Annotated in this window: 24 protein-coding genes and 2 tRNA genes; 10 read left to right on the forward strand and 16 right to left on the reverse strand. The window is 48.0% G+C overall.

Features of this window, described 5'->3' with window-relative positions:
• Positions 1-135 precede the first annotated feature (135 nt).
• The 5 genes from HPS57_RS03305 (at position 136) to HPS57_RS03325 (ending at position 1,663) form a co-directional block, all read left to right on the forward strand.
• The gene (locus tag HPS57_RS03305; RefSeq protein ID WP_104404126.1) at positions 136-330 is read left to right on the forward strand and encodes a hypothetical protein; all 195 of its coding nucleotides are present in this window, start codon (positions 136-138) and stop codon (positions 328-330) included.
• Positions 331-341: 11 nt separating this feature from the next.
• Entirely contained in the window at positions 342-662 is a 321-nt protein-coding gene (locus HPS57_RS03310) for a sulfide:quinone reductase (RefSeq protein WP_123397137.1), read from the forward strand.
• Positions 659-826, forward strand: a complete 168-nt coding sequence (locus tag HPS57_RS03315) for a glyoxalase (RefSeq protein WP_123397138.1) — start codon at positions 659-661, stop codon at positions 824-826. Before HPS57_RS03310 ends, HPS57_RS03315 begins: the two co-directional genes overlap by 4 nt.
• A 2-nt stretch (positions 827-828) precedes the next feature.
• The gene (locus HPS57_RS03320; protein WP_123397139.1) at positions 829-1,191 is read left to right on the forward strand and encodes a hypothetical protein; all 363 of its coding nucleotides are present in this window, start codon (positions 829-831) and stop codon (positions 1,189-1,191) included.
• Between the two features lie 100 nt (positions 1,192-1,291).
• Positions 1,292-1,663, forward strand: a complete 372-nt coding sequence (locus HPS57_RS03325) for a hypothetical protein (RefSeq protein WP_123397140.1) — start codon at positions 1,292-1,294, stop codon at positions 1,661-1,663.
• Between the two features lie 232 nt (positions 1,664-1,895).
• On the opposite strand, the gene HPS57_RS03330 is transcribed toward HPS57_RS03325, so the two are convergent.
• From HPS57_RS03330 to HPS57_RS03350, 5 genes are read right to left on the reverse strand one after another with little or no spacing between them, the layout of a single operon-like run.
• Positions 1,896-2,138, reverse strand: a complete 243-nt coding sequence (locus HPS57_RS03330) for a hypothetical protein (protein ID WP_123397141.1) — start codon at positions 2,136-2,138, stop codon at positions 1,896-1,898.
• A complete protein-coding gene (locus HPS57_RS03335) occupies positions 2,135-2,761 on the reverse strand; it encodes a P-loop NTPase family protein (protein ID WP_172180138.1) in 627 nt (208 codons plus the stop codon). Before HPS57_RS03335 ends, HPS57_RS03330 begins: the two co-directional genes overlap by 4 nt.
• A complete protein-coding gene (locus HPS57_RS03340) occupies positions 2,742-3,539 on the reverse strand; it encodes a DUF7833 domain-containing protein (protein WP_123397143.1) in 798 nt (265 codons plus the stop codon). The genes HPS57_RS03335 and HPS57_RS03340 overlap by 20 nt, the downstream gene beginning before the upstream one ends.
• 53 nt (positions 3,540-3,592) lie before the next feature.
• Entirely contained in the window at positions 3,593-3,868 is a 276-nt protein-coding gene (locus tag HPS57_RS03345) for a hypothetical protein (RefSeq protein ID WP_123397144.1), read from the reverse strand.
• Positions 3,869-3,894: 26 nt separating this feature from the next.
• On the reverse strand, positions 3,895-4,170 hold the full coding sequence (locus HPS57_RS03350) for an excisionase family DNA-binding protein (RefSeq protein WP_104404123.1): 276 nt from the start codon (positions 4,168-4,170) through the stop codon (positions 3,895-3,897).
• A 210-nt stretch (positions 4,171-4,380) separates the two neighbouring features.
• Here HPS57_RS03350 and HPS57_RS03355 point away from each other — a divergent pair, with 210 nt between their 5' ends.
• Positions 4,381-4,845, forward strand: coding sequence for a hypothetical protein (locus tag HPS57_RS03355; protein WP_135471738.1), 465 nt, complete (start codon positions 4,381-4,383; stop codon positions 4,843-4,845).
• A 26-nt stretch (positions 4,846-4,871) separates the two neighbouring features.
• Here HPS57_RS03355 and HPS57_RS03360 read toward each other — a convergent pair whose 3' ends face one another.
• From HPS57_RS03360 to rsmI, 8 genes are all read right to left on the reverse strand, one after another.
• On the reverse strand, positions 4,872-5,996 hold the full coding sequence (locus tag HPS57_RS03360) for a site-specific integrase (RefSeq protein WP_123397146.1): 1,125 nt from the start codon (positions 5,994-5,996) through the stop codon (positions 4,872-4,874).
• A gap of 479 nt (positions 5,997-6,475) precedes the next feature.
• Positions 6,476-6,548 (reverse strand) — tRNA-Lys (locus HPS57_RS03365).
• A gap of 192 nt (positions 6,549-6,740) precedes the next feature.
• Positions 6,741-8,948 (reverse strand): pectate lyase family protein, encoded by a 2,208-nt coding sequence (locus HPS57_RS03370; RefSeq protein ID WP_172180140.1) that lies wholly within the window; start codon positions 8,946-8,948, stop codon positions 6,741-6,743.
• A gap of 203 nt (positions 8,949-9,151) precedes the next feature.
• Positions 9,152-12,268 carry an AraC family transcriptional regulator gene (locus HPS57_RS03375; RefSeq protein WP_172180142.1) on the reverse strand — a complete coding sequence of 1,039 codons (3,117 nt, stop codon included), beginning with the start codon at positions 12,266-12,268 and terminating at the stop codon, positions 9,152-9,154.
• Between the two features lie 111 nt (positions 12,269-12,379).
• Positions 12,380-13,534, reverse strand: coding sequence for a lactaldehyde reductase (fucO, locus tag HPS57_RS03380; protein ID WP_172180144.1), 1,155 nt, complete (start codon positions 13,532-13,534; stop codon positions 12,380-12,382).
• A gap of 24 nt (positions 13,535-13,558) precedes the next feature.
• The gene (locus HPS57_RS03385; RefSeq protein WP_172180631.1) at positions 13,559-14,701 is read right to left on the reverse strand and encodes an AI-2E family transporter; all 1,143 of its coding nucleotides are present in this window, start codon (positions 14,699-14,701) and stop codon (positions 13,559-13,561) included.
• A gap of 122 nt (positions 14,702-14,823) precedes the next feature.
• The gene (locus tag HPS57_RS03390) at positions 14,824-15,669 is read right to left on the reverse strand and encodes a Cbp1 family collagen-binding glycoprotein adhesin (protein ID WP_172180146.1); all 846 of its coding nucleotides are present in this window, start codon (positions 15,667-15,669) and stop codon (positions 14,824-14,826) included.
• Between the two features lie 17 nt (positions 15,670-15,686).
• A complete protein-coding gene (gene rsmI / locus HPS57_RS03395) occupies positions 15,687-16,415 on the reverse strand; it encodes a 16S rRNA (cytidine(1402)-2'-O)-methyltransferase (RefSeq protein ID WP_172180148.1) in 729 nt (242 codons plus the stop codon).
• A gap of 191 nt (positions 16,416-16,606) precedes the next feature.
• On the opposite strand from rsmI, the gene HPS57_RS03400 reads away from it, so the two are divergent.
• A complete protein-coding gene (locus tag HPS57_RS03400; RefSeq protein WP_172180150.1) occupies positions 16,607-17,194 on the forward strand; it encodes a thymidine kinase in 588 nt (195 codons plus the stop codon).
• Positions 17,195-17,451: 257 nt separating this feature from the next.
• Here HPS57_RS03400 and asnA read toward each other — a convergent pair whose 3' ends face one another.
• On the reverse strand, positions 17,452-18,489 hold the full coding sequence (gene asnA / locus HPS57_RS03405; protein WP_172180152.1) for an aspartate--ammonia ligase: 1,038 nt from the start codon (positions 18,487-18,489) through the stop codon (positions 17,452-17,454).
• A gap of 235 nt (positions 18,490-18,724) precedes the next feature.
• Between asnA and HPS57_RS03410 the strand changes: the two genes are divergently transcribed.
• The 3 genes from HPS57_RS03410 to deoD all read left to right on the forward strand — a co-directional run bounded on the left by HPS57_RS03410 (position 18,725) and on the right by deoD (position 20,591).
• Positions 18,725-18,798 (forward strand) — tRNA-Arg (locus tag HPS57_RS03410).
• A 270-nt stretch (positions 18,799-19,068) separates the two neighbouring features.
• Entirely contained in the window at positions 19,069-19,800 is a 732-nt protein-coding gene (locus HPS57_RS03415; protein ID WP_172180155.1) for an inorganic diphosphatase, read from the forward strand.
• A gap of 77 nt (positions 19,801-19,877) precedes the next feature.
• Positions 19,878-20,591: a purine-nucleoside phosphorylase gene (gene deoD, locus HPS57_RS03420; protein WP_216653366.1), complete on the forward strand. Its 714-nt coding sequence runs from the start codon at positions 19,878-19,880 to the stop codon at positions 20,589-20,591.
• A gap of 430 nt (positions 20,592-21,021) precedes the next feature.
• On the opposite strand, the gene HPS57_RS03425 is transcribed toward deoD, so the two are convergent.
• Positions 21,022-23,478: a glycoside hydrolase family 2 TIM barrel-domain containing protein gene (locus HPS57_RS03425; RefSeq protein WP_172180157.1), complete on the reverse strand. Its 2,457-nt coding sequence runs from the start codon at positions 23,476-23,478 to the stop codon at positions 21,022-21,024.
• Positions 23,479-23,494: 16 nt separating this feature from the next.
• Positions 23,495-24,772 (reverse strand): glycosyl hydrolase 53 family protein, encoded by a 1,278-nt coding sequence (locus HPS57_RS03430; RefSeq protein ID WP_172180160.1) that lies wholly within the window; start codon positions 24,770-24,772, stop codon positions 23,495-23,497.
• Positions 24,773-24,788 lie beyond the last annotated feature (16 nt).

Consider the following 24,788-nt stretch of genomic DNA (forward strand, 5'->3'; position numbering starts at 1 on the left):
TACACACTTGCCTTATCCTCCCTTTTGGCCGCAGTTGTGGGACTGCACGAAAAACGGCCAGCCCTGCCGGAGAAGCTCAAAGAGCTTCAAACAAAAGGGAAAAAATTAACTCAAACGCTCAAACATCAAATGACTATGCGAGTAAAAAGAATGAAAGTAGCGGAGGGCAGACGGCTCAATATCGGGCAGTTCCCCAATTTCCACCGCTCCGGCTCCATTAGGGGCATGAAAAAACTCTATTATGGCGAGAACTGCCTTTTGGTACGCTGTGGCAACTACATCTACAACGTGACCTCCGAACCCTCAATCTACAATCAGGCAACAATCTAAATCATAAGAATATGGAAAATTATAACGGAATAGCAATATCCAAGAACGACAAGGAATTTGTCGTGGCGTTTGACAACTTTGTCAACGGCAAAATGCAATCCGCAACCAACACAGGAAAGGCACTCGCCACAATACACCGCTATTTGCAGTCGCAGGCTTTCAAGGTGTGCGTGGCATATTTCCGTCAGCTCGCCGTCAACTACCGAACCGGTTATTATGACGAGCGAAACGAAATGGCAGCCCGGAGAGCGGCGATGATGTACGACACACTGATGAACGGCCATGAAATCTATGACCCCGAATATAAAAAACTAAAAGATAAAAGCGTATGAACGACACCGATTTTCCCGAATACGGACGCCAGTGCGAGTTGCTGACACCGTGGCGAGGCTACCACCGTGGCACAATCGTAGGACTGAGCGGCTACCGCTTCATCATCGAGGTAAGCAGTGGCGCGAGGATTGAACTTTACGAAGATGAAATTGAATTTGACTGACTATGAACAGACTGTTGACACCGAAATTTGAGGAAGCCATAAAGGACTATCCTCTGTACTCGCAGGACGGCAAGGCGAGAGCCGCAGTGTGCGTGGCGATATTCACTATCGGAAATATCCGTTGGTTTGTGCTTGAAGGAGGCAAAGAGGGAGACGATACAATCCTTTACTGCATAGTGGTCGGACTCGGCGAAGATGAATACGGCTATGTGTCGCTCAACGAACTTGCCGATGTCGAACTTGACTACCGCAAACAAGGCTTCGGCATTATCCGAGTAATACAAATGCCGTATTTCACCCCATGCCCCATAGGGCAGATAAGCGATGAGAGGCTTCAAGACTTCTTGAACCGCCTCTATGATTGACCGAACACGTCAGCCGTGGTGTTGTTCCACGGCTGACATTACCGAAAAATTCGGTCTGCCACCTCCATGCCGGACGTGGCAGACATAAACGTGTACTGACATGATTTTACAAACCATAATCCAAGTTGCCGCACAATGCGGCTGGAGCGTGACCGCCAATGTGAGAGACGGCAACATCACCTCTTTCGATTTCCGGCGGAATACCGAGAGCGGAGTGCCGTTCTGCTTCTCAGCCGACATGACCGATAGCAAACCGGATTCGCTTGTGGACGACATACTGTCGTTCATCGACGCTTTCCAACCCGACATCTTCGCGCGGCAGTGGTGCCGGATTTCGGGTGCCGGAGAGAGCCGCTATGCCCAGACACTCTCCGACATGGACGGCATACGCACCCAGGCATGGCTACTCGCCATCGACCTCTCCGAAGCCTTCTCCGCTCCGTGCCCCTCACCGTGGTATCTCTGGAACTGACAGTGCCGTTTACCGTTTCTTCCGTTTTCTTCCCCGCTTGACCTGCGGGTGGTCGAGCAGGAAGATTATATCGCTTCCGAGTATCAGCCTGTGCCAGCCGTTTTCCGAGCGGCGGTATGGGAGTACCGGGGGCGATTGCCTCATGTATTCGTAAATCGTCGTATGACTTATGCCGAGCAGTTTTCTTGCCGCCATCACCGAATACAGCAAATCGGGGACTATCCTTTGAAAATCAGGGCGCATGGCTTTTCTCCCCACTTTCCATCACCGCGTGCCGGCGGTATTCGTTTATGAAAACTTCGGCGGCTTCCACTGCCATTTCTGCGGAGACGCTGATATGTTCTGGCCACCGTGCAAGACGGTTCTCCGGCGTGACTATATCCGACAGCCGTATGTCGTGATAATACAGCGCGACCGCAAGGTCATATTTCCGCTGTTCCCAGTCTATGGGTGTGGGTTTTACGTTGTCTTTCATTTTTCCATGTTCTTTTGAGTGTTTATCCTGAATGTCTTTCCTCGCAGGGCGACGAAATTGAACATCTCCTTGAAGCGGTCGTATATCCTCTCGCCATAGACATCCTGTATCTGGTCAATCGTGAAGTTGGTGGTGGCATGGGTAAACTGGTGGTAGCGGTTGTCGTAGCGTGACTGGAAGATGTACTGCATAACATTCTCGAAGTTGCCGTACCTTCCTGTCGGCACTGTCTCGCTGCCAAGTTCGTCAAACGCCTGTCTCGGACTGTCGATATACTGCCTGATACCCCGGTAGCCTCCGTATATTGACTCATCGGCGTAAGCGGCGCATACATCAATCACGTTGTCTATCCGGAAATAATACCGGTTGCCCTCGATGTGCGGCCTCACAAGGGAGCAGAACTCCCTGATGATTTTCAGCATGGTGGATTTGCCCGTTCCGATGTCGCCCCAGATAAGCAGCCCCTTGTCCGGGTCAAGGTTGCCATCATAGTCCATCACCGCCCAGTGAACGATGTCGTTGTATGCCGGTTTCATTTCTTCCCTCACTGTGAAGCCCGGGCAGACGGCAACCGCACACTGCATGAAAAGCGTCTTGTATTCGCTAATCCTCGATAAGTCCACAGTTCGGTTTGACCGGCGTTCTGCGGCCTCTCTGATTTCCCTGACGGCTTCCGCCGGGTTTATTTTCTTGGGGTTTGCCATTGTTCCGTTCTCGTTCTAATCGGGCGCGGGCCCAGTTGAAAAAATGATCCTTGCACTCTTGCACGGTCAGATGGTTCTTTTTCTTGATCCTGCACTCTTGAAAAAAGTCAGGCAGCATATCTTCAAGTATTTTCCTTTCGCAGTGCAAGGCTCCGGCTATTTCGTCGAGCGAAGCCGTATCCTTTGAAAAAATTTCAAAAACTTCTCCTTCACGCGCGGGGGAGAGAGAATTTTTATTTATATTATTATCTATATAATATATGTCCCCAAAGGTGTCCCCAACAGTGTCGGAAGAAGTGTCCCCATTTGTGGGGGATTGAGCTTCTGAAGAAGCCCCGATAGCCGCTGTATCCTGTGAAGCCATGATTGAAAAGCCGGGTATCTGATCCATGACAAGCACCGTGTATAGTGTCGCGTTGCCTATTTCAAGTCTCCGTATCCACTTCTGCGCTTCAAAAATCCTCATGTATCTTCCTACTGTGTCTTTGTCCGCTCCGATTGAGGCGGCCAGTTTTCGTGTCGAGGCTACGAACTGACCGGGCAGGATGTCTATTGTTGTGCCTTTTATGGGGTATGTGCCTTTGGCTCTCAGCACGCGAAAAAGTATCTCCAGCCAGAGATGTACCATCCGGCTCTCGGAGTAGAGCCATTCCTCGTTGCGGAGATAGTGCATTACGGGTATCCATGAACGGTTCATTTCGGCTGTTTATATTCTTGGGGTACATATATATGGGAGTTGGTGCGTGAGCCTCAGGCTTTTCCACATGAAGTGTCAACATCGCGGTCTGTCACATAGAGTTCATTCGGGAACACCACACATCCGGCAATCCTCTCTATCTCTTTCTTGCAGAAGGAGGGTATGCAGCAGCATCCGGCTTTCCAGTTGTAGAATGTCTTGCGTTTGATGCCTTCTCCGCAGGCTCTTACTACCGCTGTCACGAAAAAACGGTGGTCTGTATGGGGTAATGTGGCGAGATAGTCGTTAAGGCACTTGGAGTCAATCTCCTTGATCTGTTGTGTAGTCATAATTTCGTCCTTTAAGATTAAATGAATCAGGTCTGCCGTTTTTTTTCAAGTGTTGCGTATCCGGCTCGCGCCCTCACATCGTAAAGAGAGAGGAAAAAACGCCGTCCGTTACGCTCCGCTTTAAGTGATCCGTCGTGTATGGCATCGCGCACACGCTGGTCTGAACAGTGCATTATCTCGGCTGCCTCACGCACGGTTATCTTCCTGTCAGGAGGCATTGGTGCGGTGATGTTCCGCTTTATCTCTTCAAGGGTGTTCTCAATCCTCGTGAGCCTCATTGTTATGCGCCGGTCTTCACTCATAGTCGTATCCGTTTATAAGCTGTTTGACATTTTTTCTGTTAGCAACCATTAGCTATATTTAGAAAAATGATTATCTTTGCGATTAGAAATAATTAATCTAAATTAGGTAGTTGCAATAACACTAACAAACTAATCGTGCTAAATGATTGTTTGAAGTGTTATTATTGGAAATACCTAATCAAATTTATTAGAAAATATAAACGCAAGTTTATGGACAGCATAAGAGAAAGAGTGAGACAGGCGATGGAATGGCTGAAAGACAACAGGCTGTTCAACTCCAACCGTGCCATTGCGGAAAAGATGGGCTACAATCCAAGTGTCGTATCTCAGGTGATAACCGGCAAATCCAACGTGTCGGAACGCTTTGTCAAGAGCCTTTGCAGCATATATCCACTCCTGAGTTTTGAATGGATATGGAGCGGGAATGGAAACATGATACAGGAGACAGCTGCACGGCAGCAGGAGTCGGATCCTGAGCCTCCGCAGTTTGACCGCTTCTCGTATATCCTTGCTGACATGGCGGAGATAATAAAGAACATGACCGCCTTCATGGGGCCGATGAATAACCGGCTTGAACGACTGGAAAAACGGATTGATGAACAGGCAAAGGAGATTGAGCGGCTACGCTCTGAACTGTCAGCAAAAGAGAAAGCCGCCACCTCCCGGAAGAAGTGACGGCTGTGTCTGTGTTACGACAGATATTATTTGAGTTTACCGAAGCCCTGTATGACGCTCGTCTGAAGCACCTGGGCGTATTTCTCGGTCATTGTCACGTTGGAATGGGCGAGCATCTTGCTCACAGTCTCGATGCCCACGCCCTTTGTCAACGCCCACGTCGCAAACGTGTGGCGGCCGACGTGCATTGTCAGGTTGATGTGCAGCTTGGCAAGATTGGCGATTATCTTCAGCTGGTCGTTGCATTTCTGGTTGCTCATCAGATTGAGGTCGTAATTATACTTTTTCAGTATGGCTATCGCCTTAGGCAACAGCACAATCGTATAGGGCATACCGGTTTTCATACGCTTGTCGCGTATGCAGTAGTCATCGCCCTGCCTGAACACGTCCGACTTCTTTATCTTCACGAGGTCGGAGTATGCCAGCCCCGTGTAGCACGAGAAAATGAACATATCGCGCACTTTCTCCGTCATGCCGTAGAGTTCGAGGGCTTCCACACGGTCACGTTCCTCTTCGGTAAGGAATTTTATACCCTCCGACTTTCCTCGGGAAATCCTCATGCCGTCGTAGGGGTTGGACTCCAGCTTCTCAAACTGTATCGCCTCCACGATATAGGGCTTGAGGCGTTTGTGATAGCCATGAACCGATGCCTGGGCTGTCACACGCTTGCGTATGAAATCGTCCCATAGTCTGATATTCTTCGGGGTGAGGTCGCTGAAAAAGCGTATCAGCCCGAAGTCGCGCAGGCAGTTGAGCATGACCTTGTGCTGCTTGCGTGTTGACTCCGTGACAGGGCGCATGTCGATACGTTCCTCCAGCCAGTCGAGGAAACTTGCCGACGAACCCTGCAACTTTGTTTTCTTGACCTTTTTGAGAAGCGACAGGTCGTATTCGCCCTTTGTCGAAGCTATGGACGACATCTTCTCATGGATACCGTCATAGACACGGCGTATCTGTTCGTTCAGATGGTCGGCCTGAGGGTGGTTGACTACCTCCTTGCCGCTCCACTGCTGTTTTAGGACAGCGACGCCGGTGGAGAGACGGACGCGCTCACGGTTGTACGACACCTCAATCTCAACGGTGCCGGGGTTGACGGCCGATGCCTTCTTGCGGCGGTCGAAAACAATCTTAATCTGTGGTATTCCTGCCATAAGTAAAAGATTTTAAGAATGATACATTAAAATTTCTCGTGATGTGGTACACGAAAAAGCGTGTACCACAAATTCCGGGAAATGTACCACACGTGTACCACATACCATTCCAACGCATACGGCAACGAGGCTGTTGCACGCCCCGAATCTTTTGGAAACATTTAGCACAAAATAGCAAATATCAGAGAGTTGGCACTCTGAACAGGCTCCGGTCGCTATGGCAAGACCGGGGCAGGAGACAATGGCTGATATTTGATGGAAAAGCTGGTACATTTGTGGTACTTTTTTGTGGTACATCCACGAAATTTGTACCAAAGATAATGTGCTAATTCCGAACTAACAAATGCTAACTTTGGCTATCGGCAGGAATTATTGTTTGTGCTAAATCTTTCTAAATCAAGATTTTATAAAATTGCTAACACTTGCACATCAGTCACTTACAGGCATGAAAAAAGGGCCACATAATTGTGACCCTTCTGTGATCCGCTTGGGGCTCGAACCCAAGACCCCAACATTAAAAGTGTTGTGCTCTACCAACTGAGCTAGCGGATCTCCGTATCTACTTTGTTTTCAAAAGCGAGTGCAAAGATACACATAAAAAATGAAATGAGGAAATATTTGGAGATAAAATGCATTTTTGTTAGATAATATTAACAAAAATGAGCTATACAAACAGAAATATCAGTGATAATGGCTGATAATTGCCTGTATAGCCTCATTTTTTGTTTGCCGTTTTTTCAATTATTATTTTGCAACAAATTTCTTTCCGTCAATAATCATTATACCATTCCATGCGCCATTGACTTTCTGCCCATTGATGTTGAACATCATGCCTGCTCCTGTTGTGCTGCCATTGCACGGTTTGCCTATTGCTGTGGTATGGATGGGAGATAATGCAATATATACAAGATAGGATTCGCCTGATTTCTTTGTCAATTTGTATTCGCCTATGGATTCAAGCCTTTCTGTCACAATGTTTGTTGCGTCAATCCCGATGCTTTTCTTTGTATCGCCATGCGCAAGGTACAGGCTCTTTCCCTCGGAACTGACAAAGTAAAGAGTCATGACCATTGGCTCGTATATGGAGAATGTCACGCTTGCAGAAGAGCCCATTTTCAGGGCGTTGCTGTATGTCACACCGTCAATCGTGGCAGACCCCTTGCTGTTTGACAAGTCACCTACGATGACAAATCCGCTTTTCGTCCCTTCCGCCATTAGTTCAGCGACAGGGCCGCCCTTTGCAACAGTCGGTGGGGTGTCCGGATTGTCACCGCCATCCTCTCCTCCTTCGCCGGTGTCCGGTGATGCTGTTTCGCCGAGAATGCTTATTATTCCGTCTTTGTAGTTGGTGATAGCAGCCTTTAGTGCTGTGTTAACATCATGGTTAGCATCGTCAACACTGTTGTCAAATGTCCATTTCAAGTCGCCGCCGTCACATCTGCCTGCGTATGCCATGGCGTCTGCCATTGCTTCTTCAGGCGTCAGAGGGGAGACGCTGTACATGGTTTCCGCTGTGTCAAAGTTTGAGTAATGGTATGCCATGTCCGTCTTTGGAGCCTCGCTCTCAGGCACTTTCTCCTTGCGGTCGCTTACCAGCCACGCATCGTAGTCTGTTGGAAATTCGTTTTGGTAAACAACGCGTTTCGCGCCTGTAATATAATTATTGTATGCTTTTGTCACGCCGCCTGTCTGTCCGGAGAATGTTCCGTGCGCACCGTTCCATTTGTCAGTGCCTTGTCCGGATGTCATCATAGGGCGCGGACAGTTGCGGAAATAGTTGCCTTCGACGAATGCCGATGTTTCGGTTGTGTTGCCCAAGCCATATACAGAGACACCGTCATAATAATTATTGTAGACATGAGCCGTGGCATAATGCAGTCGTGGACAGCGCGAGTCGGTGTGGTCAAACCAGTTGTGCGCCACGGTCAGGTAGTATGTGGGTACAGTTTCCTTTGAGCCGCCGCAGCCCATCACTTTGCCGCTGTCCCAAAAATGACAGTAGCTTACTGTGATGTTTGTGGAATTATACTTCATGTCTATGGAACCATCACCCTTCACCTGGTCGGCATCAGACCCCGGAGAACCATAGAAGAAGTCACAGTTGTGAATCCAGATGTTGGAATTGTCAGTGTCCATGGACGCTCCGTCATCTCCATAAAGCATAATCCCAAGGTTTCGGATTTCCACACCGCGTGTGCGCTTCATGGTCACACCGTAGCCATAGAACGATGCATCATTGCCAACACCCTCGATTGTTATGTCCGTGAAGCGGCGCTCGTTGCTGTTAGAACCTGTGATTGACACGAAATTCCCGTCTTTCAGTCCGGCGATGTCAGTGGACTTCACTTGACCTACCCACCTTATGATGAGCGGCGTATGGTCATATCCTTTGCCGACAGCCTCAAGAATGTTGCATATTCCTGTTACAGTCTTAGTTGTCCCCTTGCTGTCAGTCTTTACGGTTGTCGTCACAGTATTGGCAGTCTGTGCTGTGACATATAGAATTTTCGCGCCCACTTTTGGTGTGCCGTCCATGTTGTAGCCACCGGGACAGAAAGTGGTGCGTGCATCCCCGTTGCCACCGGCAAACGCCCAGCCCTCTCTCGTGTGTGCCTTGACTTCTATTGGCCCGCTGCTGTTTTCAGCCATTACGGCCCCGTCTTTGTCAAGGGCTTTGATGAACAGCGAGTAGTTTCCAGCCTTCAGTCCGGGAATGTCAGCACGCCAATGTCCAGCATATTGTCGTATGAGAGGGTTGTCAGCCTTGGCATTTTCGATGCCTTCTCCCGAATAAACCACCTCATAACTTGCAGCGTCCTCCACTGCGTTCCATTCCGCGATGGCGGTTTCCAGCCAGCCATAGGCTTTCTTGATTGTAATGCTTTGGGCATTCAGTGCAGCAAACACCATGAACAGTGCGGCAACCGCCGCCAATCTTTTTTGTTTTAGCATAGTGTGATTTTTTTTGTTTTGTTAGGTTGTTTTCTTGCTGCAAAGTTACATGATATGCGTATGTTTTATGGTGCAAAAAACGCTAAACAGGGTGCATTTTTCGCTTTTTACACCTTTTTTGCGGCAATAATGCGTAGTTTTTGCAATATTCAGCATTATAATGTGAAAAACGAAATGACAAGAAATCAATGTATAATACGAAATCAATGTGTATTATCTTTGAATGCGGAAGGGGACACGCCTTCCACAGCCTTGAACACACGACTGAAATATTTAGGGTCAGAGAATCCGCATCTGTATGCCACTTCCGACACAGTCATGTTGGTGGTTAGCAGCAGATTTTTTGCGCATTCTATCCTGTAATGGCGCAGATAGTCCACAGGACTTACCCCTGTCAGTTGCTTGAAACGGGCACGGAACGCCGCAACACTCATACCGACATGTCCGGCAATTTCCGGCACAGACAGTTTTTCGTCGTCAATGCGGCTGTTGACATACAGCCTTACGCATTCGAGGATGTTGTCCTCTGCCTTTTGCAGTTCCGGTGCGACGTTGTTGATAAAGTCAACACGCATCTTGATGTTTTCCATGCGTGTGCGCAGCTTTACCCGCAAATGGTAGATGTATGCCCATACTCCGGCCGCAGTCCCGATTACCAGCGCCAGAAGCAGGATGTACATCAGTGTCGCCCACGGTGTCTCCCAGAATGTTGGTTGGACATGGATATGGAGTGTGCGGACATTGTCAGTCCAAGCGCCTGTATTGTCTGTGCTCTTAATCTGCAACCTGTGCCACCCTGCATTGAGGTTCATCAGTGACAGTTGCGCGTTGTTTCCGTGTATGGTCCAGCGCGATGTGATGTCTGCCCGTGAGGCATATCTCACGTATTTGTTGCCTGACGGCAGGAGCGCAGATATTGTCATGGTTATGTCACGCTCGGCACTGCTTAGTTTGAGTGTGTCGGTGAAATCGAAATCCGTGTTTCTTGGGCTGCCGCAGACGCTAAGTTCTGTCACGGCAATCCTTGGCATCGCGGTCTTCGAACGAGTGGAAATGTCCCATAGTGCTATGCCGTTGTTTGTACCGGTCATCATTGTGTCATTGGCAAGCGTGACAATGCTTGATGCGGACAATAACGAGTTTTCATTGTCGCATGGGAAAGGGCGGTTGCCAAAAGCCTTGCGGTCTTTCTGCAGGCATGAGATGCTGTTGGTGTACGCTATCCATAGGCGGTTTTGCTTGTCTTCCGATATTGCCAGTGGCATGTCGGAAGGAGCTCCGTTGCGTGTGGCGATTGTTGTGAAAGGAATGCTGTCGCTCAGGAGGTTTGCAGAGGCGGTGTGGCATATTCCGGATGTTGGCGAGACGATGTACAGGCGTTTCCGGCTGTCTTCAAAGAGAGACATGATTACATTGTTGCACAGACTGTTAGGCTTGTTGTTTCCTCTGCGATTGTGGAAGGCTTTCACGACAGAGGGGTTTCTTGGGTCTGTGGCAAAGGTTATAAGACCGTTGCTTGTACCAACTGCCATAAGTCCGTTGTGCAGGCATAGCAATGCCCTGATGTTGTTGGAACGGAAATCGGACGGGAAGCCCTGCACTTTGCGGAACGTGGCATAGGGTACTGGCGGATTTTCCAACAGGAACAGTCCTTGGCTGTATGTGCCTACCCACAGTCGTCCTTCATGGTCGGTGGCAAGTGAGAAGATGTCATCGGCGGGCAAATAAGAATGTTTGCCACCTTCAGAATGGTAGTGCCGGACATCAAAACCGCCATTGTCCTTTGGCATAAAACAGTAAAGCCCTTTGTTTTTGGTGCCTATCCATACGAAACCGTTCTTTGTTTCTGCCATGGAATAGACGGTAGGGAAAGACGCAAGGGTTCTGCTTATGCTGCCGTTTGTGGAAACATAGCCGGACAATTTGCCATGAATGTCGTATATCATGAGCCTGTCATTGTCAGTGCTGCGCCATATACGCTGACGGTTGTCACGGTAAAGGAAGCGTGTGGCAGAGCCGTCTGCACGGTGGTTTATGGTCTGATTGCAGGACGATAATCGTTCGATGTCGTTTGGTTCGTTGAACAGCCAGAGGTTGTTTTCCGAATCAATGAACGAGCGTCCTACTTGCGGTTGGTAGAGTTTGCCGTCGGTTCTTGTTATTCTTTCAAGTTGTTGGGTGGCATTGTCATACATGCACAGCCCGTCGTTCTGTGCCATCAGCACGATGTTGCCATTAGGAAGGGAGTGAAAAAACCAGCTGTCGCGCTTGTTCTTGTATGCCCCTTTCGTCGGAGGCAGCAGGTGTCTTGCCGTTTGTTTTGCAGGGTCAGCCAGTATTATGCCGGGCTTGTCGGTCACAACCCAGTATCTGCCATGATTGTCACGCTTGATGCGCAGAGTTTTTCCGACACCTGAAGCATAGCGGATGACCGTCCATTTGCCTTTACGGCAAATAAGAATGCCGGAGGAAGTTGCAAGTGCTATCTCTCCATCGTCATGCGATATGGAGCGTTGTATGGTCCACCGGCCGGCCGGTAATGTCACATTGCGTAGTCGTGGTGTGCAGTTAGCGAGAGGGATGCCACGTTTTATGCCGTCAACGGTCTTTACTGTTCCGTTTTTTGCTACAATATAATGTTTCCCTTTCGGTCCTTCTTCCATGGAGATAAAGCTGCCGGGAATATGGAAAAGTTTCTTTTTGCCGGGTGAAGAGCCGCAGTCGGTGATTGTTATGCCACGCTCGCTGATTATCCATGTATGTCCGTAGCTGTCCACTTTTATGCTTGTCACTTGCCCGCCACATAGCCTCCATTTTGACGTGGGTGAGAAAATCATGGGCGCTTGCTTGTTGCCTGCCGTGCAGTGTATGGCTATGCAGTCTTGACTTTGCAGCCACACATCGTTCCCTTTGCAGATGATTCGTTTGATTTCGGGTGTGCTTCCAATACGCTTTTTTATTTCCCTGCCAATATCAATGAAGGTGGATTTGCGCACATCGAACATGTATGGGTGGTGGTACGAACGGCACCATACATTGCCAAATGCGTCAATGCGTGCTTCATCAAATCGGTCATCGCCATTTGTGGAACTTTCGCACAGTGTCGGACAGAATGCTATAAACCGTGCACCGTCATACCTGTAAAGTCCATTCCATGACGACATCCAGACGAATCCCCTTTGGTCTTGGCAGATGCCTGTGACCTTATTGTGGCGGAAACCGTCAGAATCACCGAAAGTATGGATAGAGACACTTTCATTTTCAGCATGTATGATTGTGTATGCCAGCATAATAAATGCAGCACAAAGCAGGCGTTTCATGGAATGGCTGTTAGGTGGAGGCTGTTAGGTGCAAAGGGAAATGGGTTCCGCAAGCAAGCGTTTGTGCAGCTTACGGAACCCATTTTTGTCATGTTTTTATGTTTCAAAAGATTACAGAACCTTCTTGTAAAGCTCGATAATCTCAGCTTCTGTCACATCGCGTGGGTTGCCCGGAGTGCAGACATCAGTGATTGCCTGTGCTGCAAGTGCAGGAATGTCTTCCTCCTTGATTCCGAGTTCTGTGAGAGTCTGAGGAATTCCTACACGGATAGAAAGAGCCTTGACAGCGTCCACGGCAGCCTTAGCTGCCTCTTCAGGTGTCATTCCGTCTGTATTTACGCCCATTGTCTTTGCTATGATACCGAACTTCTCAATGCACTCAGGCATGTTGAACTCCATGATTGTAGGAAGGAGAAGCGCATTGGCAACACCATGAGGTATGTCGTGGAGTGAACCCATTGGGTGAGCCATGCCATGGACAAGTCCGAGACCAACATTAGAGAATGCCTGTGCTGCAATGTACTGTGCGAGTGCCATTCCCTCACGTCCGACAGGATTTGTTGGCTCATCGACAGCAATAGGAAGGTTTTCAGCAATCATCTTGATAGCCTGAAGCTCATACATGTCGGACATTACCCATGCTCCCTTTGTGATATAGCCTTCAATAGCGTGTGTGAGAGCGTCCATACCTGTTGCTGCTGTAAGTCCCTTTGGAAGAGAATACATCAGTTCCGGGTCAACGATAGCCACGGCAGGGATATCGTTAGGGTCTACGCATACCATTTTTGCCTGACGCTCCTCATCAATGATGACATAGTTGATTGTCACCTCCGCGCCTGTACCTGCAGTGGTAGGGAGTGCGATGATAGGCACGCTCTTCTTCTTGGTTGGAGCGCAGCCTTCGAGGCTTACGATATCTGAGAACTCCGGGTTGTTGGCAACAATGCCGATACCTTTAGCTGTGTCCATGGAAGAACCGCCACCAATAGCGATTATACAGTCCGCCCCGGAAGCCTTGAATGCCTCAACACCCTGCTTTACGTTTGTAACAGTAGGGTTAGGCTTGATTTCAGAGTAAATCTCATAAGGGAAATTCACATCATCAAGCACCTCTGTCACCTTCGCTGTTGTGCCAACCTTGATAAGTCCTTTGTCAGAACAAACAAGGGCTTTTTTCAGTCCCATGCGGTTAAGTACTTCCGGGAGTTCCTTGCGGCATCCCGCACCGAAGTATGAAACTTCGTTAAGAATGAATCTCTGTGCCATAAATGTTTTTTGTTAGTTTGATTTTTATTTAATGTTTGAGTTTTTGTCGAGGTTGTCGGTACTGTCAATATTGTCAATACAGTCGGTACTGTCTATTTGCATATTATTGTCACCTGACACATACCGTTTCCAGTATGTCAGGATTATCGTTGTCAACGGCAAAGCTATTATAAGCCCTATGAATCCAAGCAGAGAGCCCCATACTGACAATGACAGAAGCAGTATGGCAGGGTTCATTCCCATAGCCTTGCCCATTACCCTTGGAGTGACAATCATGTCTATTATTATCTGCACTATTGCGAATATTGCAACGGCAGAAGCGAAAATCACCCAAAAGTTCTGTCCTGTGTCAGCAGCCTTCATCAGGGCAAGGAATGCTGTCGGGATAAGCGCAAAGGTGTGCAGATATGGCACAAGGTCAAGTATGCCTATAAGGATGCCGAGACCTATGGCCATAGGAAATCCGATGATAGTGAATCCGATGCAGAAAAGTATGCCCATTATCAGTGCCACAAGCGATTGTCCACGTACATAGCTGTTCATCGCTACAGAGACATCGCGTATGAGCGACCGTACAAAAGGACGGTTGTTTGCAGGAAACATATTTACGCATGCGTCCGTAAGTTTCTCATAATCAAGAAGTATGAAAAACATATAGAGCAATGTTATACATGAGCCCACGAAACTCTTTATGAATGTGAATGTCTCTGTCACGACATCGATCACCCCCGGAGCAGTGTGCTTTACAATATCACTGAAATTCTTAGAGAGGAAGAACTTGTCAATCTCTGCACGGTAAGTCACGAACAGTTCATTCAATGCCTCAGGAATACTGTCAATATGTGCGCGCTGGTGAATGTAGCTTGTAGCTATCTCTCCAAGCCTCTGAAACTGTTCAATCATTGGAGGAATGATGGCAAGAGTCACTCCTGTCAGTACCACGGCAACGATAATGACCGTTATGATTATTGCCAATGCGCGGATGCGGATACGCATGACGCGCTCCACAAAGGTGACAATGGGAAACAGCAGATATGCCAATCCCCATGCCACGAAGAACGGGAGCAGCACACTGCTGAGATAGTTGACAATAAGGAACACTGCCACAACAGCAATAGCTGTGATCACCCAGCGGATAAAGCGGTCAAATGTTATTTCGCTTTGAATCATTTTGTGTCGGATGTTTCTGAGGTTTTATGTTAATCAGCAACTATTGCAAATAACTTCCAACAGTTACTTAATCGCGTATTCTCACGGCATTAGTGGCAATGTCATATACATCACTTGTGCTATTTCACTTGTATGACAAGGTATTTGCTTGTCGACCAGAAAAGCTCCGGATTGGTTATGCGCAGGACATATTGCTTTGACGCATCCGGCTGCAGTGTGTATGATGTTGACGGATGTGAGGTAAGGAGCTTAGCAGACTTTGAGTAAAGCTTGATTTCTTTGTCCACACGCACATCTATTTTCGTGAAATAGTTCTTGTTGAAATTAGCGCGAAGCACCTTGCCTTTCTCAAGTATACGGTTCTCTGCAAGCTCTTTCTTTGTTCCGAACACATACCATGCAGTGTTCAGCTGCTTGTCCTGGTTGGATATGGTTGCAGACTTGGTTGCAGACTCGTTCCTCAGTTCCTCAACATCATTGTTGAGTGAGGAGACAGCCAAATCAAGCACCTCTATCCGCAAATCCTTTGCGTGGAGCTCTGTGCGGAGAGTCTCAAGCTGCTTGTTCTTCTCCTCAAGTTGTGCTGTGAGGTTCTCGATGGTCTTCTTCAGCTGCTCGGCGGCAATGCTTCCTTCACGCGCTTGTTTCTGGAGTTTTGCAATCAGTTCGCGGTTGTGCTGCATCTGCTGCGCAATGAACTCTATGTCAGAACGTATCTGCTCCTTGCGGCTCGTAGCTTCGCCGTCCTTTATGACAGTCACACGGTCTTCAGCGATGCTTATCTGGCGGAATCCCTCCTGTATCTCATTCAGGGTTCCAAGCATATCGTTTATTTCATTGTTTTTCTGTTCTATTACACGCTGCAGGGAGTCTCTTGACTCAGTGTTGTCAGACTGTTGCTTCTGTGTGTTCTCGCATGCTGTAAAGCACATAAGGCAGAATGCCAAGTATATAATTTTCTTCATAGCTGTATTTGTTTTTATTAGTCGTTGGTAGTCTCTGTGTTTTTATGCCTGTCCTTGTTATGTTTTGACTTTACAGGCTCTGCGCCTGCCAAGATTATCACGATCTCACCTTTTGGAGGTGTTGCTGTGAAATGTGCGATGACTTCCGCCAAAGAGCCGCGCACGGACTCTTCATGAATCTTGCTTATCTCGCGGCAGACACTCACCTGACGGTTCTCGCCGTAGAATTCTGCAAACTGCTGCAATGTCTTCAGCAGGCGGTAAGGCGATTCGTAGAAGATCATTGTGCGCTCTTCCCTACTGAGCTGCTCAAGCCTTGTCTGCCTTCCTTTTTTCTGAGGCAGGAACCCTTCGAAGCAGAACTTGTCACACGGCAGTCCCGAACTGACCAATGCCGGCACGAAAGCTGTCGCCCCCGGCAGCGTCTGCACCTCTATCCCTGCTGCGACAGCCTCACGGACGAGGAAGAATCCCGGGTCGGAGATTCCCGGAGTGCCTGCATCTGTGACAAGGCATATTGTCTGCCCGGCCTTCAGGCGTTCCACAATGGAGGCTGATGTGCCATGCTCATTGAACTTATGGTGTGCAAGAAGAGGCTTGTGTATGTCATAGTGTTTCAGGAGAATACCCGATGTACGGGTGTCCTCGGCAAGGATCACATCAGCCTCTTTCAGCAAACGCACTGCGCGGAATGTCATATCCTCCAAATTTCCCACTGGTGTGGGGACAAGATAAAGTGTTCCCATAACTGTGTACAAAAATACTCCTAAATTCCGATATAAGCAATAAAAAGTGTATATTTCTTTGGAATTTTAAATTTTCTTTGTAATTTTGCGTTGAATTTCATCCTACACTTTTGCTGCCATGGCAGCCAAGGACAAAGTGCCAACAGCTTGCATGGCTTAATACACATAATTATTATATAACAAACAGGTCAATGACTAATAACATACAAGGTGAGCTGCGCCGTCATGGGCGCATAGAGATCGTTTGCGGTTCAATGTTTTCCGGAAAGACAGAGGAGCTCATACGCCGCATGAAGCGTGCGAAATTTGCAAAACAGAAAGTGGAAATATTCAAACCGGCGATAGACACCCGCTATAGTGAAGCTGACGTTGTCAGCCACGACAATACCACCATCACTTCCACTCCGGTTGAGTCATCAGGGTCTATACTGCTGCTTACGAGTGACATTGATGTTGTGGGCATTGACGAGGCGCAGTTCTTTGATGACGGTCTTATTGATGTTTGCAACGAGCTTGCCAACAGAGGAGTGCGGGTCATCTGTGCCGGTCTTGACATGGATTTCAAGGGAGTTCCCTTCGGACCCATGCCGGGGCTTATGGCTGTTGCTGACGATGTGACGAAGGTGCATGCCATCTGCGTGCACTGCGGCTCACTCGCCTATGTAAGCCACCGCATAGTGGAGGGAGACAAACGCGTGCTCCTTGGTGAGACAGGTGAGTATGAGCCACTGTGCAGGAAATGCTACGAGAAAGCAAAGCAACGTATGGCAGGAAAATGATTTGGTGACATTTTCTCTTTGTCATGCTGCTTGAAAGAGCACAAACGCCGGGAGTGACACACTTATCACACCGCCCCACTCCACCACATGATATAACACACTGAAATTCAGAACAGTACACATTACAAAACAAAAGGTAACGATTCGCTGTGTGAATCGTTACCTTTTAATGTGTCAAGTGTTACCTTTCATCAGCCAAAAGGTCACACTTTGGTTTGTTGATATATATAATGCCCTCTTTGGTTCAATATTTCGGGCTAAATGAGAGGCATTCCTGCCTCTGTGCATTCGCGACGCATTTCATCGGGCCATATTGACGCCTGTATCTCACCTATGTGCGCCTTATGGAGCATCAGCATACAGAGACGGCTCTGCCCTATTCCCCCTCCGACACTAAGCGGCAGTTTGCCCTCAAGCAGAAGATTATGGAAATACAGCCCTTGCCTGTCTTCCTTTCCCTCCGCCTCCAGTTGGCGCAACAGTGCTGTCTTGTCCACGCGGATGCCCATTGACGACAGTTCGACAGCATGCTCAAGGAGCGGATACCAAATAAGTATGTCACCGTTCAAGCCTATTGTGCCATTTTCAGCCACAGTCGACCAGTCGTCGTAATCAGGAGCACGGCCATCATGCTTCTCGCCGTTGGAAAGTTTTCCGCCGATTCCTATGATGAACACTGCGCCATATTCCTTTGTCACCTTGTCTTCACGCTCTTTGGGTGAAAGCTCCGGATACATACGCAAAAGCTCTTCAGCATGGACGAAGTGGATTTTCTCCGGAAGGAAAGGCTCAAGTTGCGGGTACCACTCGCAGGCAAGATACTCGGTGCGACGTATTGCACCGTAGATGCGCTCCACAATCTCGCGAAGGTACGCCTGTGTGCGTTGCCCCTCATTGATGACCGCCTCCCAGTCCCATTGGTCGACATAGAGCGAATGCAGGTTGTCCAGTTCTTCGTCAGCGCGTATCGCGTTCATGTCTGTATATATTCCGTACCCGGGGGCGATATTGTCCTCCGCAAGTTTCATGCGCTTCCACTTGGCAAGGGAATGCACAACCTCAGCCTTTGCATCACCAAGCTCTTTGACAGGGAATGTCACAGCACGCTCAACGCCATTCAAATCGTCATTGATGCCCAACCCCTTTAACACAAAAAGTGGTGCAGTGACACGGCGCAGGCGCAACTCTGTGCTGAGGTTCTGCTGGAAAAACTCCTTTATGAGTTTTATGCCCTGTTCTGTCTGTACCGTGTCCAAAAGAGCCTTGTATCCTGACGGCTTAATCAATTTACTCATTACCTATTATGTTTTGAATGCTTTGTTCTTTTGGTGCAAAGTTATAAATAATATTTTATATTTGCAACTTTTTGTCAATAAAATTTATCATTCTGCATCATATTTACAAAAATCATCCAATTTTGGCTTTCATTTTGCATATAGTAAAAAGAGGTTAATAAACTATAAAATAGCATTCTCCAAGATGATAAAAACACAGAATTTCAAGAAAAAGCACTAATTTTGCAATGATGATGGCCTGGTAGCTTAGTTGAATAGAGCGCAGGATTCCGGTTCCTGAGGTCCTGGGTTTGAGTCCCAGCCGGGTCACTCCTTTATATAAGTAATTATTGCAAATTACTTCATATTTAAGTATTCTTTGTATTAAACCTTTTTCTTTTTGTCGCTTAGTGCACTCGCTTCGCTAATGCTTTGCGCACTAATCGCCTAAAAAATGATGTCGTTTTAGTATAAATTAATTTTCAGCAGTTACTTATTATGTCTGACTTTCATGCGAGGTCAAATTGTATAATGTCACGAATTATTTGGTGGCAAAATTTGGAAAATCAAAAAAAATATGCTACTTTTGCAATCCGAATTATGGAAGAAGCAAAAGTAGCATATCTTATAAAACATGGGTTTGAAGAGTTCTGCCCAAAGGTCGCACTGTTCGATATGGACGGTGTGCTTTACGATTCCATGCCTAACCATGCCAAGGCATGGCGTGAGTCTATGGCAAGTTACGGTCTTGAAATGAGTGAGGAGGAAGCCTATGCCTTTGAGGGCATGCGTGGCTTCGAGACCATCAAGATTGTAGCAGGAAAGCAATGGAACAGGGAAATTTCCGATGAGGAGTCCGTGGAGATGTACCGCGTGAAGTCCGACTGCTATTCTGCATGCCCCACAGCTCCCATGATGAGAGGCACTTATGGGCTTCAGCAGGAGATGCGCCGCCTTGGTCTGGACATTGGAGTTGTGACAGGCAGTGGGCAGATGTCACTGCTTGAGCGTGTCAAGGCTGACTACAAAGGACTTGTGAATACAGATGTTTTTGTTACAGCCCTGAACATAAAAAAGGGGAAGCCTGCCCCAGACCCTTATCTGAAAGGCATGCAACTTGCCGGAACAAAGCCGTGGGAGACTATAGTTGTCGAGAATGCACCGCTTGGAGTTCGGGCAGGCGTAGCAGCCGGAGCATTTACCATAGCGGTGAATACGGGTCCTTTGCCGGACGAAATGCTTCTTGATGAAGGGGCTGACTTGCTTTTCCATTCCATGGATGAGTTCCGCAATGAATTGCGCAGAATACTCTCTCCGTGCAAAAACTCCTGAAAACGATGATTCCAAACCATGGGGAATACCCATGCTCTTGGATAATAACAAATGTCTAACCTTAAAATCAAAAGATTATGACACCTCACAACGGTGCCCAAATGGGCGATTTCGCCAAGACAGTGCTTATGCCTGGCGATCCACTTAGGTCAAAATTCATTGCAGAGGAATTCCTTGAGAATCCTCGGCTTGTAAATGAAGTGCGCAATATTCTCGGCTACACAGGCACATACAAAGGGATTCCTGTGTCTGTCATGGCTTCAGGCATGGGCATGCCTTCGATAGGCATCTATTCGTATGAGCTTTACCAATACTACGGCGTAGAGAACATTGTACGCATCGGTTCTGCAGGTTCTTATGTTGAAAGGTTGAATGTCCGTGACGTTGTCCTTGCCGACAGCGCTTACAGCGACTCGACTTTCGCGCTGAAGACAAGTGGCGCAACGGAGAAAACAATGTATCCGAGCAAAGAACTGAATGCCATAATCATGAACAAGGCTGACGAGCTTGGCATAAACTGCAAGAAGGCTGTGGTACATTCAAGCGACGCCTTCTACACTGCTCCAAATGTCGGCGGTTGGCAGGATATTCGCGAACAGACCGGTACGGAGTGTGTGGAGATGGAGAGTTTCGCACTCTTCCATAATGCTGACATGCTGAACAAGCGCGCTGCATGCATACTAACGATTTCCGATTCTTTCTGTACAAATGAGGTTCTATCGGCGGAAGACCGTCAGAATTCTTTCCGTGAGATGATGCGTCTTGCATTGGAATCTGCAATAGCATTCTGAACAAACAGTCCATATTTATAATTATTTTGGTGTCCGCTAAACATATACAACACATTATCATTCATCTGTTTCAGTTGTGGCAAGCCCCTATCCTCGCATACAGCAACAGGATTTCGCTGCAAAGTGTGGCGGAGCCACATCTTATGCGAAACACTTCATATGAAAATTTGATTTCACAACAACTTGTAGAGTTTTAAGACACCAATAATTTCTGATAATATAAAGACAGAACAAGCCGGCAGATATATTTTGTGGGATATTGTAATGACAGTATCGTTATAATGTTTCTGAAATTTATCTGCCGGCTTTTTGTATACAGATTTGACATAACCGGTTGTCGAATAGTATTAAAAGAACAATGCCACCAAATGGAAATTATACCCATTTGGTGGCATTGCACACGTATGTCCACAAACGATTCTTTCCCGAATCAGTTCACAGGAACGCTGACAGTTGCTGATTTGACGCCGCTTGCCTTCGCAGTGAACTTCACTGTTCCAGCCTTGTTGCCGGAACGCACGATAGCAGTGGCAGCACCGCTGAAGAGTTTCATCTCCGGCTTGTGGAACGGCAGCAGACATTTCGCATCACCGTTTGCTGTCGCCTCAAATGCTCCGCAGCCCTCGACAGAGAACTTCACAAAACGCTCATCGGTAGGAACGATATTGCCGTCCTTGTCGGCCACCTGCACTGTGACATACAGCAAGTCCTCGCCATCGGCAGCCAATGATTTGCGGTTTGTGGTAAGCACGATGTGGTGAGGCTTGCCTGCTGTCCGCATTGTTTTCTCTGCCGCCTTGCGTCCCTCTTTGTCGTACGCCACAACCTTCACTTCTCCCGGAGTATAGACCGTCTCCATCCACATCAGACGGTAACGGTTCTGCCATGTGGAGTTGTTCTTTTCCCTCACGCCCTGGCTCTTTCCGTTGATGAAAAGTTCAGCCTTAGGATAACTGGTGTAGACCATTATCGGAGTGACTTCACCCTCACGTCCTTTCCAATTCCAATGAGGAAGGATGTGGAGTGTGTTGTCCTTCTTGTTCCATTGTGAGCGATAGAGATAATAACGGTCCTTTGGCAGTGAAGCAAGGTCAATCATTCCGAACATAGAACTATGGTTAGGCCATGCGTCCGTGTCATAAGGAGAAGGCTCACCAAGGTAGTCGAAGCCTGTCCAGACAAACTGTCCGAGCACCCAATCGTGGTCATCGTCGCGCGCAAAGTCTATGTCGGGAATGTTCGACCATGAGCAAGTTTCATTGTCATAGCTTGAACATTGGTTGTCAGGATGTGTCTCAGTGTGGCGGGCATTAGCCCCCGGCATCACCAAAGGGAAGTGGTAAACGCCGCGAGAGGACACCGTTGAGGCTGTCTCCGAGCCAAGAACCATCTGCTGCGGCATGCGTCTGTAGATGTCCTCATAGAACTGTGGCTTGTAGTTGAAAGACGGAATGTCAAGCGCAGCAGCAAAACCATTGTCGAGGACAGACCTTATCTGGTCCATGCCGCAAGTCACAGGGCGTGTCGGGTCAAGCTTGTGGACAAGGTTCTGAAGCATCACCAACTCATTCATTCCCACCGGTCCCCACTGTGAAGGCACCTCATTGCCTATCGACCACATGACTACGGAAGGGTGGTTGCGGTACTGTTCCACCATGTTTGTGATGTCACGTTCCGCCCATTCGTTGAACACTGCGCCATAGCCGTTAGGCGATTTCGGACGGAATCCCCAATCGTCAAACGGCTCAATCATGAGCATCATGCCCATCTCGTCACACAGTTCCACAAGTTCAGGGGCAGGCATATTGTGCGAAGTGCGTATGGCATTGACACCAATATCCTGCAACATCTCTATCTGATGACGCAAAGCCGACTTGTTGACCGCTGCTCCCAAAGGGCCGAGGTCATGATGATTGTTCACTCCCTTGAACTTAGTATGCTCGCCATTGAGGAAGAAACCTTTTGCAGGGATATAATCTATATTCCTGATACCGAAGCGAGTATCGTAGGTATCGACAATCTTTCCGCCTACCGAAAGAGTAGTGCGGGCAGTGTAGAGTGCAGGACTTTCCGTTCCCCAAAGCATCGGTTTCTCCACAAGAAAGTTTTGTGCGAAGTCCTGTCCGCGTGCTATATAGGTGGAAGAGTCTGATGCCACCTCTTTTCCGTCAGGAGAGATGATGACTGTTTTCACACCGACAGCGTCGCCATAAGGCCATTTCTTGAATTGGCGTGTGCCTTCAATCTTCATGCGAAGGCTGACAGTTGCATAATCATTGCACACTTTCGGTGTGGTGACATAAGTGCCCCAGGTTGGAATATGAACCTTGTCTGTCGTGACAACATGCACATTGCGGTAGATTCCCGCTCCCGGATACCAGCGTGACTGACCGTCCTTGTTCTCGCAGGAAACCTCCAGTTGGTTGCTGCCAGGCTTCACTGTGCCGTCGACAGTGCAATAGAAAGAGTTGTAGCCGTAAGGCCAGGACGCCACATCCTTGCCGTTCAGCTTCACCCGGGCATTGCTCATGACACCGTCAAAGACAAGTGTGACAGTCTTGCCTGCGGTGTCCGGAACCTCAAAACTCGTGCGATAGACACCTTTCCCGATAAAAGGCAGGCCGCCCGTCCTGCCGGTTTTCTCGGTAGCCTCCTTCTCTCCGTTCTGCTCAACGGCAACGACTTGCAGGTCGTTCTTGCGGTCAAAAGGGCCGTAAATCGCCCAATCGTGGGGCACGGAGACTGTTTCCGCACTTTTGGCATTGAACACTTCCCCTTTCGAGAACTGCCAATTCTTCTTCAATGTCTGCACACTGCGCTGCGCATAGGCAGTCTCGCTGCAGCAGAAAGCTGTCAAGACTGACAGCATAATTATTTTTGAATCCATATCTATTAAATGTTTTTTATCGGTTAATCTTTTTTCTGTCCTTTGAAATGAGCAGTCCCGGCGTGGACGCATCAACATGTTGCCCATGCAGGTTATACCACCTGATGGCTTCATTGTTGCCTTTTTTAGTAATGCCATCTATCCCCGTCCCACTGCTACCATACGAACATAGCGTATGGAATGCTGACGATGCGCGACCGGTTGTTGGGTCAAAAAGCGAAGCATTGTACCACCCTGAAAGATTTGTATTGTAAGGATTGTACTCCATCCACCACCAAAGCAAACCGTTGACAGACTTATGCTTCTCCACAGTTGCAACCAAGTCTTGCGTGAATTTCATCTGACCGGCGTCAGAGATAGGCCAAATCGACGTGTGGTCAATAATATCATTATATGGAACCTGCCATTTCAGACCATATCCGGTCTCCACTATCATTATATTCTTTGCAGTGAATTCCGTCTCAAGAGCCGTAAGAGCCTTGTCCAACTGTGTCATGTCACCATGCCAAAAAGGGTAATAGCTGAGTCCGATGACATCATAATCTACGTTCATTTCCTGCATCTTACGGTAGAAATTTGTCATCACGTCAATCTGCAAAACTCTCTCAGTGTGCAAGACAATCTTTGCCGAAGGGACAACTTCGCGGCACGCTTCTATGGCACGGGAAAGGAGCTTGCCGAAGCGGTCCCAGTTGGCATTGCTGCCCATAAACGCCTTTTTAGGAGATGTAGTGCCAAGTTTGCCCCACAGCATACCATAGCTTATTTCGTTACCCGGCTGAATAAAAGCCGGAGTAACACCGGCTTCCTTCAGTGTGAGCAGTGACTCTTTGGTGTATTCATAAATCTTGTCACAAAGTTGTTCATCATTCATATTCTCCCATTCTATAGGAATCCATTGCTTTGCCGGGTCTGCCCATGTGTCGGAATAATGGAAGTCAAGCATCAGGCGGTGTCCTGCATTGACGATGTCCTGACACAACGGCAGAACAAAACCTATGTCTTGGCACGCATTCGAATCGTACCTCGTATCTGCATTATTATCATTTGCATGAAGCTCCTTATATTTTTTAGGGTTTACGAAAAGACGCACACGCATCGTATTCATACCCTCTTCATGACACCACGGCAGGAAATCCACAACGGCACTCCCTTCATGGTCAAAGTATTTTGCCCCGGCATTCACATAATCAGGGAGGAGGGATATGTCCCCACCCACATAACGTTCCTGAGCTTGTACAGACGTTGCCACGAAGAGCAGCCCTGCCAAGAGTTTCTTAATGGACATTCTCATTGTCTTATCTTTAATT

The organism is Palleniella intestinalis, assembly GCF_013166595.1.
Classification (GTDB): domain Bacteria; phylum Bacteroidota; class Bacteroidia; order Bacteroidales; family Bacteroidaceae; genus Prevotella; species Prevotella intestinalis.